We start from the raw sequence: 12,657 nt of genomic DNA on the forward strand, positions 1-12,657 counted from the left end.
ATAAAAGCCCGTTTTGCAAAGATTGTATTAGTCTAAAGTAACTTCTGCGCCAACTTCAGCTAATTTAGCTTTAATAGCTTCAGCTTCTTCTTTTTTAGCATTTTCTTTTAGAACTGCAGGAGCTGATTCAACTAATTTTTTAGCATCCATTAATCCTAAACCTAATAAGTCTTTAACAACTTTAATAACATTTAGTTTGTTTCCACCGTCTGATTTTAATGTAACGTTGAATACTGATTTTTCTTCAGCAGCTTCAGCAGCAGCTGGAGCAGCAGCAGCTACAACAGCAGTAGGATCAATACCGAATTCTTCTTTTAATCCTTCTACTAATTCCATAACTTCTTTAATGTTCATTTCTTTTAATGCTGAAACAAATTCTTCTTTTGTTAATTTTGCCATAATATTTTCTCCTTTATTTTTTATTATTCAGATACTTTTCCTTGTTTAACTAACTCATTTAAACCAATTGCTAAATTTCTGATTGGTGATAATAATGAGTTTCCAAGAATCATCAATGATTCTTCGTATGAAGGAAGTTTTGATATTTCGTCTAATGCTTTAGCATCAACTACTTTGTTTTCGTAGATACCAGCAACTAGTTCTAATGCTGGGAATTGTTTTTTAAATTTAACTAAAGTTTTTAGCGAAGTTAAATCATCTTCTTTAGCGAATGCATAAATGTTTTGTCCTAATAGACTTGCATTTAATTCTTCTTTACCTAATTGAGATAAAGCTTGTTTAACTAATCTGTTTTTGTAAACTTTTAATAAAACGCCTGATTTTGCTAATTCATTACGAACTGTTTGTAATGAAGCAACGTCTAGAGTTTTGTAATTTACAACAAATAGAGCTTTTGATTCGTTTAAGTTTTTAACGATTTCATCAACTACTAAAACTTTAGCATCTCTTAAAGCACTCATTTTTTTCCTCCTATATAATTTACGCAATATCCTAAATAAGTAAACATACTTGGTAACCTTATTAAGCTTACGCCGTTACTGTCTTCATATATTGCGTGCTTATTATATCATAGATATAAGTTATTTTTAATTATTTGTGGAAAAATTTATTATCTTCATAAATTGGCTCTTCAGTTAAGTTTAAACCTATTTTTGCAAAAGTTTCTTCATCAATTTTAGATAAAATTACCGTCGAATGAACGTCGCAACCCTTTAATTTATCAATTAATAGCAAAGCTTTTTTTGCATTTTCATTATTTTTAGCACTCATTGTTAAAGCAATTAAAATTTCATCGATATGTAAACGGGGATTCTTATTTTTTAAAATATTGATTTTTAGTTCTTGAATTGATTTAATTACTTCTTGGTCAATTAAATCAATTGAATCTTCAATATTTGCTATATATTTCAAAGCATTTAGTAATGCTGAAGAATTTGAACCCATTAATTTTGTTGTTTTTCCATAAATAACAGTATTGTCTTTTAAATAAATTGCAGTAGCTGGTAAATTAGTTTTATTAGCAATTTCTTTAGCTTTAGCTATGCAGGGTAAAATTGAAAAGTCAATTTTATTGTTTTTAATTATTGCTTCTAATTTCGTGATATTTGAATAATGAGCATTGCTTCTTTTAAAATCAACCATAGCTTTGTAATATCTTCTAATAATTTCTTTTTTAGATGCTTCATGACACTTTTCAATATTATTAAAACAAAAGCCAACCATATTGACGCCCATTTCCGTAGGCGATGAATAAATTTCTTTATTATAGATTTTATCTAATAGCGATTTTAAAATTGGAAATGCCTCTAGGTCTCTATTGTAGTTAGTAGCGATTTGATTGAATTTTTTTCAATAAAAATAATCAGGTAAATTCTTATCATCTAAGTCCACCGTTGCTGCTTCATATGCCAAATTTATTGGATCTTCAATTGATAAATTTCATATTGGGAATGTTTCAAATTTTGCATAACCTGAATATATATTTTGCAAACTTTCGTGATATATTTGACTTAGAGCTACCGCTAATTTTCCAGAGCCTGGTCCAGGAGCAGTTATAACTATTAATTCTTTAGATACTTTTATATAGTCATTTTTATAAAAGCCTTCTTTAGAAATGATTTTATCAGGATCATTGGGGTAATTATCAATTGGATAGTGCAAGGCAACATTAATGCCTAATTTTTCTAATTTTTCTTTAAATCTATCAATAGTTGCTGTTGATTTATATTGAGTAATAACAACATTATTAACTAAAAAGCCATAATCACGCAATGTATCGATTAATCTCAATACATCTTTGTCATAACTAATACCAATGTCACTACGCATTTTATTTTTTAAAATATCTTTTGATGAAATGGCAATAATAATTTCTAATTTATCTTTTAATTTTAAAAGTAAATCTAGCTTAGTATTTTGATGATAACCTGGTAAAACCCTCATTGCATGATAATCATCAAATAATTTGCCACCAAATTCTAAATATAAACGATTATTAAATAACTTGATGCGTTCAATAATTTTTTCACTTTGGATTTTTAAATATTTTTCTAAATTAAACGCTTCCATAATTGCACCTCTTATATTGTTAATATAATTTATAATTAATTTTACTAAATTTGATTTTATGTAAAGAAATATTACTTATAATTAAAGCAATATAATAATTTTAAAGGAATATTATGCAAAGAAAAAGAATAAAAATTGCAGCAAGTTTTGCCATAGCTTTTATGATATTAGCAATTTTATCATTAATAGCAACTGCAGTATTGGGATATTTGACTTGAAAACGTGAGCTTAAATTTGATGACAGAGAGCAATTTGAACAATCTATCAAAGAAGCGTTGCCACTTGTTATCGGTTTAGGATCTTCACTAAGCCTAACAGCATTATTTGGTTTATTAGCATTAATTATGACTGTTTTAAGTATTGATAGAGCATATGAACGCAATAAAGTTGCAAGAGTTATTGCAATAATTGGTTTATTAATACCAGGGCTATTTATATTAACATTTATTTCTTTATGTGTTTTCATTCACAAAAACAGAAAAGATGAAGAGCCACAAAATGTTCAAGCAAATAACCCATTTATAAAACAAAATGCTTTTGCAAACTTTAACAGAGATTTTCAGACAACCAACAATCAAGAGTAGCAATAAAAGTGAGTGACTTTATTAACACTCACTTTTATTTTTTAAATAACAAAATATTGTCTTCAAGAAAGTTTTTATCGTTTAATATTTTTTTATCATACAGCTTAATTTTAAGCACTTTTTGTCAAAAGTAACTAACTGCAAATGAAATTGCTATTCCACCAATTGGAATTATTAAATTTAAAATAATTTTAATAAATAAATTGTTTCCTTCATATCCAAACGGTGTTCTAAAATTTAAAAATGGATAAATTGAAACCTGCATTTTCGAATATATATCAAGGCCAACACTGTTTTTAATTTTTATATCACTTAAAAACACATCAACATCTTTTACGCCAATAAAGAAAATTAACATTGTAAAAATATAATATCCTAAAACCATTAAAAATGAAAGGTTCATTGTTTTTTTAGATACTACCATGCGTTTTCTCAACAGAATAATTGCCACAAATGCAATCACTGGGTTAATAAAGTGTACAGGTACGGTTAATATTTTTCAGCTAAGCGGTATTTGATATCAAAACTCTGGATTTATAAATATAAAAGGAATAATAACTCCTCAAAATCCAATGAAAGTTATTGTTATATAAACTATAGAAAGAAATAAAAATCTTTTTGATCATAAATATTTAGGAAAAATACCATACAGTAATAATGCTATTCCTATCCAAATATTGCTAATGTATGTAAATGTAAATCTAACTTGTAAAAAGGCTCCTGATATAGAAGGATAAACATTAGCTTTTATTAGGTTTTCTTTAGTTTCTTTTGATAATTTAGCTATTCCATTTCAAATCATATTAGAATCTGATATTCAAGACGCAATAAATGTAATTGCTCACAAAATCAACATTGAAAATCCCATTCAAAATGACATTAATCTTAGTTTATCATCGCAGATAAACGGAAAAAAATCAATCTTTTTATGTGTGCAATTTTTTGTATTATTTCTATTTGTTTTCATGATTAAAATTATAATAAATTTACAAAAAGCATAACTAATTTATAAACTTGAGAATTTTAATGAAAAAATAGCTTAATTTAAAGCGAATTTATATATTTAGATTTATTTCATTGTATACTTTTATATATAATATATAAAAACATTTAGAAAGGAAAATATAAATGCATAATTTTAGCGCATTAGCAAGATCATTAGAATCTAAGGCAACATCAACTAAACGTAAAGCAATCATATTTTTTATTATTCCAGCAATATTTATTGCTTTATGAATAGCAGTTGTTCTTTTATATCAATTTAGATTTGGAAATAAATCAGATACAAAACACTCAATTTTTTATCTAATACAAATCTTTGCAAAATCAAGTAGTTTCAACGACTTTAAAGAAACATTTAACGCACTAAAAATGGAAGTTAAAATTTATTTAGGATTATTACTATTATTAAGTGTATCTATTTTAATTATGGGATTTGTACTACCAATAGTATTAATGATTTCAATTTCAGGTTTAAAAGAAATAAATAGAAAAATTTCTTCAATACCAATTTTATCTTTAGACACTCAAGCACTAGCGAAATCAGCAACTTCAAATTTAAGCGCTGCAAATGTATTGATAGGATTTGGTTTTATTATTCCAATATTAACATTTATTGGCGTAATTTTAGCATTAGTAGGATCTTCAAAAACTAAAGCAGTTAGTCAAGATATTTTATGAAACCTACAAGTAAATCAACTTGCACAAAACGCAAACAATAGTAATGGTGTATATTATTAATTATGTTCAATTTATTTAAAAAGAAAAACCAAACTGAAAACAGTGAATTAACAAATGTTACAAATTCGCCGAAATTAACTTTTGACGATGAAGTTGAAATTTCACCAGAAAAAAGAGCGACAATTAGGAAAATATTCAAGAGGGAATATAACGCAAAATTATTTTCTTCTCTAGTTTGATTCACAGTATTAATTGCATCAATCATTGGAGTACTTTTAACCTATTTCTTAATTACGGCAAAATCAGAAAATAAAAAAGATGGTATAGGATATTACATTTTATCAGGGGGGATATTAATTCTTTCATTGATTGTATTCATCGTATACGCAATAAAATTGAATGCTATAAAAGTAGTTAGCAGATCTTTAAAAGATGAAAAAAACAGAGTCGATGCCAATGTTGGACTTCATTTATATGAAACATATCGTTCATTAGTTTTAAATAAGCTAAGATGAATTTGACTATTTGTTTTCTTTATTACATACTATGGATTGTTCAATTTAATTGTTTATGGTCTATGAAAAGCTGGTGAAATTAAAATAGAAAAGGCATCAGGCATAAATATTTCTATTAATTTAGAAAAGATAATGGAAAGTGCCTTTAAAAATGTAACTGTTCTATTAATAATTGGTGGTGCTATAATTGGTGCTATAACAGTTTTATTTATTTTTTCGCAAATACATTTTTTAAGAAGAATTAACGAAGTTAAATATAACCTAGGTTCAAATGTAATAGAAATTGTAAATTCAGTTAAAAACGACAGAAGAAAAGAAAATAAATCTTGAATAATAAGTTATTTTGTAATCTTCGCAATAGTATTTTTAATACCTTTACTTTTAATTGGTTATCTAGTTTGAAAAGGCGTTATCAAAAGAAAATCATAAAAGCAACAATTCGTTGCTTTTATGATTTTAAATTTAAAAAAATATGTAAGGTTTTGCCTTACATATTTTTAAGTTATTATTAGTCTTCGTCAACTGAAACTTTACCACCACGTTTTTTGATGATTTCATCAGCTAAGTTACGTGGTAATTTTTCATAGTGATCGAATCACATTTGGTATGTTCCACGACCTGTGGTCATAGATCTTAATTGAGTTGCATATCCAAACATTTCTGACAATGGAATATAAGCTTTAATAACGTGTGCTCCATCATTTCTTGTTTCGTTATCACGAACTTGTCCACGACGTCTTGAGATATCTCCCATAACGTCACCGAAGAAATCTTCAGGAACAACGACTGCAACGTCCATAATTGGTTCTAATAGAACTGTACCTAATTGTTCACGACCTTTTGTCAATGATTTAGAAGCAGCAATTTTATATGCTAATTCAGATGAATCGACTTCATGGTATGAACCATCAAATAAGGTAGCTTTAATGTCAATCATAGGGTATCCAGCAAGAATACCAATGTCCATTTTTTCACGTAAACCTTTTTCAATTGATTTGATGTATTCTTTAGGAATTTTACCACCAACGATTTTGTCAATAAATTCAAAACCGCCATCTGGATTTGGTTCGTATTTAATTCATACGTGACCATATTGACCTTTACCACCAGATTGTTTCTTGTGAATACCTTCAACTTCAGCTGATTTGGTAATAGTTTCACGGTATGAAACTTGAGGAGCCCCAACAGTAACTTCAACTTTAAATTCACGTTTTAATCTATCAACGATAATATCTAAGTGAAGCTCACCCATACCAGCGATAATTGTTTGACCAGTTTCTTCGTCTGTGTAGTATTTAAATGTAGGGTCTTCAGCAGCTAATCTTTGTAAAGCTAATGAAAGTTTTTCTGAAGCATCTTTAGTTTTTGGTTCAATAGCTTGTGAAATAACTGGTTCTGGGAAGTTCATGTTTTCTAAAACAATCTCTTTGTGTTTTTCATCTATTAATGTATCACCTGTTGTTGTGAATTTAAGTCCAACTGCAGCAGCAATATCACCTGTTCTAACTTCTTCAATATCAGTTCTTGAGTTAGCGTGCATTAATAAAATACGGCTTAATCTTTCTTTTTCACCTTTTGTTGAGTTAAATACGTAAGAACCTTTGGTAATAACACCTGAGTAAACTCTGAAGAATGTTAAGTTTCCAACAAATGGGTCATTCATAACTTTGAATGCTAGTGATGAGAAGAATTCATCATCAGATGCAGGGATAGTAATTTCTTCTTCACCTTTGTATGCTTTCATATCTGGAATGTCCAATGGACTTGGTAGATAATCAACAACAGCGTCAAGCATTAATTTAACACCTTTGTTTTTAAATGATGTTCCACAAACAACTGGGAAATATTGAGCTGTTAGTGTAGCTTTACGAATAGCTTCTTTCATTTTTTCAGCACTTACTTGTTGCTCTGCCAATAATAATTCCATGATTTCTTCATCAAAATCTGCTAGAGATTCAGCTAATGAAGCTCTCATTAAAGTAGCTTCGTCTTTTAAATGAGCTGGAATTTCAATTTCTTTTGCATTTTCTGCAGCTTCTCCATCGTATTCAAAAGCTTTCATTTCAACTAGGTCAATAATACCTTTAAATTGAGCTTCTTCACCAATGTTTAATTGAATAGCGTGTGCATTTGCACCTAATAATTTTTTAAGTGACTCAACTGAAGCTTTAAAGTTAGCTCCCATTTTGTCCATTTTGTTAACGTAAACAATTCTTGGAACTCTGTAGTTTGTTGCTTGTCTTCAAACTGTTTCTGTTTGAGGTTCAACACCTGATTGAGCATCTAAAACAGCAACAGCACCATCTAATACTCTAAGTGAACGTTCAACTTCGATTGTAAAGTCAACGTGTCCTGGAGTATCGATAATGTTTAATCTTTTACCTCTTCAGTAAGCTGTTGTAGCAGCAGAAGTAATGGTAATACCACGTTCTTGTTCTTGAACCATTCAGTCCATTTGTGAAGCACCTTCGTGTGTTTCACCAATTTTGTGGATTTTTCCAGTGTGGAATAAAACTCTTTCTGTTGTAGTAGTTTTACCAGCATCAATATGCGCCATAATACCGATATTACGGTAATCTTCTAATTTATATTCTCTTGCCATAGAAATATCCTATTATCATCTAAAGTGAGCAAATGCTTTGTTAGATTCAGCCATTTTGTGGGTATCTTCACGTTTTTTGATTGCTCCACCCATTTTGTTTGAAGCATCAATAATTTCATTTGCTAATTTTTCTTCCATGGTTTTGTCGTTTCTTAATCTTGCATATTGAATTAATCATCTTAATGCTAAAGTTTGTTTTCTTTTAGCACTAACTTCACAAGGAACTTGGTAGTTTGATCCACCAACTCTTCTTGATCTAACTTCTAATTGTGGGCTAATGTTTTCTAAAGCAACATTAAATACTTCGATAGCTTCTTTTCCTGTTTTGCTTTTAATGATTTCGAATGCGTTATATAAGATGTTTTCAGCGATAGATTTTTTACCGTCTAACATAATTGTGTTGATTAATTTTGTAATAATTTTTGAGTTAAAAACTGGATCTGCTAAAACGTCTCTAACGGGTGCTTTATGTTTTCTTGACATATTTTTCCTTTCTTAACTTTCTTTAATTAATTACTTTTTGGTCTTTTTGTTCCGTAAACTGAACGACCTTGTTTTCTTCCATCAACACCGGCAGCATCTTGTGTACCACGAACGATTGTGTATCTAACCCCTGGTAAGTCTTTAACTTTACCACCACGAATTAAAACAACTGAGTGTTCTTGTAGGTTGTGTCCTTCTCCAGGAATGTAAGCTGTAACTTCTTGTGTATTTGATAATCTAACACGAGCATATTTACGAATAGCTGAGTTAGGTTTTTTAGGTGTCATTGTTGCCACACGAGTACATACACCACGTTTAAAAGGTGCAGGTATAGCAATTTCTTTTTTTTGTAAAGAGTTGTACATTTTACCTAAAGCAGGAGCTTTAGATTTTGATGTTTTATCTTTACGGCCTTGTTTAACTAATTGTGCAACTGTAGGCATAGTAATTTCCTTTCTAAAATTTATATTAATGTTTGGTATTTTGCAATTATTAAAATACTTAGTATATTATACAACAACTAAGCCGGTGTTTTTAATTTTTTTTATTTTTTTATTTTGGTTAAAAAAATATATATCATTCCATTAAAAATTTAAGAAATGATATATAAAAAATTCTTATTAAATTTGTATTTCTTTATTATCTAATTTTTCTTTTTCGCTCTTCGCATCGTTTATTATTTTTTCGATTTTTACGATTTTTTCATTTATTTCAGTTTTTGGCATCTCAATCGTCGGAGCAATTTGTTCTTTTAGATTTTTATGCAATTCTTTAGCTATTTTAATATATTTTGGTTCTGATAGTTCATCTTTAATATATTGATAACCGTCTGATAATTTTTCAAAATATGTAACAATTAAGTTAATTTTATCTTCTTTTATTTTTATAAAGCGATTGATGAAATCATTAATTTTAGCATCCAATGTACTGATATATTTTTCTGGTGGATTAGATTCATTAATTTCTGTTTTCTTCATTTCATCTAATGTTTGCTCTAATTCGTTTAATAATTGTTTAATATCAGGATCATTATTTTCTTCAAAATATTTATTTACATCTCCAATTAAATTTATTAATGTTGTCTTAATAACATTAAATGCTTTGTATTTCAATGAATTCAAAGGCGCACATGAAATAGTCGCAACTGGCATTATGATAAATGTTGGCGCTGACATTAATAATAATTTAGAAACTCTTTTCATTTTATCTCCTAATAATTCATATTATAAATTAAAAAAACTCCGTAACGGAGTTTTCATTATAAAGTTTGTAAAAATTTACTTTTTAAAATATTTTTATATTCTTTTAAAAATTCAGATATTTCTTTTTCTAAAACAGTCGTTCCATTATCTAATGTGTAAATAACAAGTGAGGTTGGATTATAAAATAAATCTTCAATGTCGCCATCACGATAAGTTAATCACGCATTTTTTTGAACTTGTTGATACATAGGGTCCTGTGACCTTACTGTGTATAAATATTCTTCATATTTTTTATTAAACTCTTTTTTGCTCATTTTTGGCATATCATCAGTTTCTTTGATAATTTTAACTTTTTGATCCATTTTATTCATTCAAGCAATTTCTTTTTCAACTTTATTCAGTTCTTTATCAGAATTTGATTGTGATACCATGTCTAAAATTTTAGCTTCTTCTTCTTTTTGCTCTTCAATAACATTTAATGATTCTAAAAAGAATTTAATTTTAAATAATTGATTTAAATATTCTTTATATCTTTTCGTTAGTGTTTTAGATTCCATTTTATTATAAAAAGAAACGAAATTAGCTAATACACGAGGTGCTAAAGGATTATTTTCTTCCATTTTTTTAATATCTAATTTTATTTCAGCCGGATATTCTGAATTATATTTTTCTTCTTCTTTTAATTGATTTAAAGCAATAGAAAGATTTTTATTGCTGTTTTTATACTGTATTTGATTAAATGATTTTAAATAAATAACTAAAACTAAAATGTTACTAATAATCATCGAAGACACAGAAAATCCTAGAATAGCGATAAAAAATGCTTCATAACTAAGTTTTGTATCAGGGTTTTTCATTACTTTAGCTAATAAAATTGCCGCCATAATAGCAATTGAAACATAAAAAATATTAGTTAAAATGTAATTTGTTGTTGCATTGCCTTTTAAATTAAAACCTTGAACATATTTAATTTTTAAATCATTAGCTAATAATTCTTTGGTTTTTTTAATACTTCTTCTAAAGTTAATAATAAATCTAATACTCATGTATAGTGAAATTACAATAAACGCAATTCCCAATAATGATCAAATAAGGTACTGATTAGAACTTTTATTAACACTAGCTTGTGCTTGTTCTGAAAAATTAATCATTTTTTTCACCATCATCTTCTTTTTTATCTTCTTTAACTTCTTTTTGAATTGTTCTTTCTTCAAAAATTGAAGCAATTTTATCTACTAACTGCTCTTTAGTTAAATCTCTAGATCCAAAAATATTTAATTTTTCTGCCATTGTAATTAATTGTTCATGATCTAATAATTCAAGTTTTGAACGATATTCACTTTTACTTGGCAATTCTTTAGCTAACATTGCAGAATTGAATTCTGCGTTTTGAATATCTGATGTTGAATTGAATGATTTTTTGATTTGTTCTTCACTTTGTTTCATCTGTGAAAAGTTTCCACCCATAATGTTTTGAAACATTTGATAGTATGGATCGTTTTGAATATTTCTTTGCATCAAGTCAATTTTCAACGCTCTAAATATCTTGATTGTTTTATTGCATTGAATAAACACTGCAAAATAAACAATAATATATATTAATGTTGATATGCTTTTTAATATTTTGCTTATATCTCAATGTGAAAATTTGAAATATGAAGCACCTGAAAAAACTAATGTTAATACTTGAAAAATAATAGCAAATAAAAAGATTCCGGTCAAAACAAAAGAATATTGAGAATAATCTTTTTTGTTATACGCTTTTACAAATGAAAAAATATGTCATATGTATATAGCTGAGAATATAGCAACTCATGCAGTAAAGCCAATTATTACGTTGTTATAAACTGAATAAGCTGTAATTTTCAAGTTTTCTTTTGCAATTTCTGATTGATAGCCATTAATATAATTATCTTTATTCACTAATTGTTCAATAATAGCTGCATATTGAATGAATAAAATTAAGCCTAAAAATGCCGTAAACAATATTCATCAAATTAAGTATTTTTTCTTATTTTCATTAAATAATTCTTCTGCCGAATTATATTTTGATAAGTCGATTGAATACATATTCACCTCCGTTTTATTATTTAATATATAAATTATATTTTAAAGTAATTAATAATATTAATTATTTGTTTTTTCCAGTTGAATTTCTTGTTCCATAATTTGAGGCAATGGTGCTTCAAAATGCATTTTATTGCCATGTAAGTCAATGAATTCCATTTCCTTAGCATGTAGTCTTTGATTAAAGTCATCAACTGTTTTATTGTAAATTGGATCACCATACACTGGGTGCTTAATATAATTTAAATGCACTCTAATTTGGTGAGTTCTACCTGTTTTTAAATTACATTTAACAAGTGTTTTGTCTTTGCCATTAATTTCTAGGTATTTTAAAACTTCAACTATTGTGTAAGCATTTTTTGAATTTTGTTCAGTAACCGCAAACTTTTGACGGTTTTTCGAATCACGTCCAATTGGCAAGTCTAAATGTAAAATTTTGTTTGGAATTTTATTATCGCAAATCGCATAATAAGTTCTTTTAATTTCGTGTTGTTTTAATAAAGAAGCAAAATAATTATGAGCTTTATTATTTTTAGCAACTAATAATAATCCACTAGTATCTTTATCAATTCTATGCACAATACCCAATCTTAATAAACCATTAACATTACTTAAATTATTTTTAAAGTGATACATTAAGGCATTAACTAAAGTATTTTCATGATGACCAGGAGCAGGATGTACAACCATGCCTGACGGTTTATTAATAATTAAATAATCATCACATTCATAAATAATATCTAATGGAATATTTTGACTTTCTACACTAGTTTGTTTATCTAACAATTTAATAACTTCAATTTCGTCATTTTCTTTAACTATATATTTATTTTTATTGATTTTTACACCATTAACAAAAACTGCTCCTTCATCAATTAATGTTTGAATATCGTTTCTTGTAATTTCACTATTATTTGCAATGTATTTATCAATACGTTCAGCATATTTTACAGTAAGTTTTAGCATAAGCTAAATTATAACAAAATAATCATTTA

At 27.5% G+C, this 12,657-nt stretch carries 14 protein-coding genes; 3 read left to right on the forward strand and 11 right to left on the reverse strand.

Annotated elements, in window-relative coordinates; translation table 4 throughout:
* Positions 1 to 27: 27 nt before the first annotated feature.
* From rplL to AB5V95_RS01510, 3 genes are all read right to left on the reverse strand, one after another.
* Complete coding sequence (rplL, locus tag AB5V95_RS01500; protein WP_027122631.1) at positions 28 to 399, reverse strand: 50S ribosomal protein L7/L12; 372 nt, start codon at positions 397 to 399, stop codon at positions 28 to 30.
* A 23-nt stretch (positions 400 to 422) separates the two neighbouring features.
* Entirely contained in the window at positions 423 to 920 is a 498-nt protein-coding gene (gene rplJ / locus AB5V95_RS01505) for a 50S ribosomal protein L10 (RefSeq protein ID WP_027122632.1), read from the reverse strand.
* Between the two features lie 130 nt (positions 921 to 1,050).
* A complete protein-coding gene (locus AB5V95_RS01510; protein ID WP_369086101.1) occupies positions 1,051 to 2,529 on the reverse strand; it encodes a DUF1846 domain-containing protein in 1,479 nt (492 codons plus the stop codon).
* A 113-nt stretch (positions 2,530 to 2,642) separates the two neighbouring features.
* Between AB5V95_RS01510 and AB5V95_RS01515 the strand changes: the two genes are divergently transcribed.
* The gene (locus tag AB5V95_RS01515) at positions 2,643 to 3,113 is read left to right on the forward strand and encodes a hypothetical protein (RefSeq protein ID WP_369085669.1); all 471 of its coding nucleotides are present in this window, start codon (positions 2,643 to 2,645) and stop codon (positions 3,111 to 3,113) included.
* Positions 3,114 to 3,147: 34 nt separating this feature from the next.
* Here AB5V95_RS01515 and AB5V95_RS01520 read toward each other — a convergent pair whose 3' ends face one another.
* Entirely contained in the window at positions 3,148 to 4,080 is a 933-nt protein-coding gene (locus AB5V95_RS01520; RefSeq protein ID WP_369085670.1) for an MAGa3780 family membrane protein, read from the reverse strand.
* Between the two features lie 161 nt (positions 4,081 to 4,241).
* On the opposite strand from AB5V95_RS01520, the gene AB5V95_RS01525 reads away from it, so the two are divergent.
* The gene (locus tag AB5V95_RS01525; RefSeq protein WP_369085671.1) at positions 4,242 to 4,853 is read left to right on the forward strand and encodes a hypothetical protein; all 612 of its coding nucleotides are present in this window, start codon (positions 4,242 to 4,244) and stop codon (positions 4,851 to 4,853) included.
* Positions 4,854 to 4,855: 2 nt separating this feature from the next.
* Positions 4,856 to 5,737 (forward strand): MSC_0882 family membrane protein, encoded by an 882-nt coding sequence (locus tag AB5V95_RS01530; RefSeq protein ID WP_369085672.1) that lies wholly within the window; start codon positions 4,856 to 4,858, stop codon positions 5,735 to 5,737.
* A gap of 79 nt (positions 5,738 to 5,816) precedes the next feature.
* On the opposite strand, the gene fusA is transcribed toward AB5V95_RS01530, so the two are convergent.
* The 7 genes from fusA to AB5V95_RS01565 form a co-directional block, all read right to left on the reverse strand.
* Positions 5,817 to 7,910, reverse strand: coding sequence for an elongation factor G (gene fusA, locus AB5V95_RS01535; protein WP_027122638.1), 2,094 nt, complete (start codon positions 7,908 to 7,910; stop codon positions 5,817 to 5,819).
* A 12-nt stretch (positions 7,911 to 7,922) separates the two neighbouring features.
* Positions 7,923 to 8,393 carry a 30S ribosomal protein S7 gene (rpsG, locus tag AB5V95_RS01540; RefSeq protein WP_027122639.1) on the reverse strand — a complete coding sequence of 157 codons (471 nt, stop codon included), beginning with the start codon at positions 8,391 to 8,393 and terminating at the stop codon, positions 7,923 to 7,925.
* 26 nt (positions 8,394 to 8,419) lie between these two features.
* On the reverse strand, positions 8,420 to 8,836 hold the full coding sequence (gene rpsL / locus AB5V95_RS01545; protein ID WP_027122640.1) for a 30S ribosomal protein S12: 417 nt from the start codon (positions 8,834 to 8,836) through the stop codon (positions 8,420 to 8,422).
* A gap of 177 nt (positions 8,837 to 9,013) precedes the next feature.
* Positions 9,014 to 9,595, reverse strand: a complete 582-nt coding sequence (locus AB5V95_RS01550) for a hypothetical protein (RefSeq protein ID WP_369085673.1) — start codon at positions 9,593 to 9,595, stop codon at positions 9,014 to 9,016.
* Between the two features lie 56 nt (positions 9,596 to 9,651).
* Positions 9,652 to 10,761: a hypothetical protein gene (locus tag AB5V95_RS01555; protein WP_369085674.1), complete on the reverse strand. Its 1,110-nt coding sequence runs from the start codon at positions 10,759 to 10,761 to the stop codon at positions 9,652 to 9,654.
* The gene (locus AB5V95_RS01560; RefSeq protein ID WP_369085675.1) at positions 10,739 to 11,665 is read right to left on the reverse strand and encodes a hypothetical protein; all 927 of its coding nucleotides are present in this window, start codon (positions 11,663 to 11,665) and stop codon (positions 10,739 to 10,741) included. Before AB5V95_RS01560 ends, AB5V95_RS01555 begins: the two co-directional genes overlap by 23 nt.
* A gap of 57 nt (positions 11,666 to 11,722) precedes the next feature.
* On the reverse strand, positions 11,723 to 12,628 hold the full coding sequence (locus AB5V95_RS01565; RefSeq protein WP_027122644.1) for an RluA family pseudouridine synthase: 906 nt from the start codon (positions 12,626 to 12,628) through the stop codon (positions 11,723 to 11,725).
* Between the last annotated feature and the right edge of the window lie 29 nt (positions 12,629 to 12,657).

The sequence above is a fragment of the Metamycoplasma spumans genome, from assembly GCF_041026625.1.
In the GTDB taxonomy this organism is placed as follows: domain Bacteria; phylum Bacillota_I; class Bacilli_A; order Mycoplasmatales; family Metamycoplasmataceae; genus Metamycoplasma; species Metamycoplasma spumans.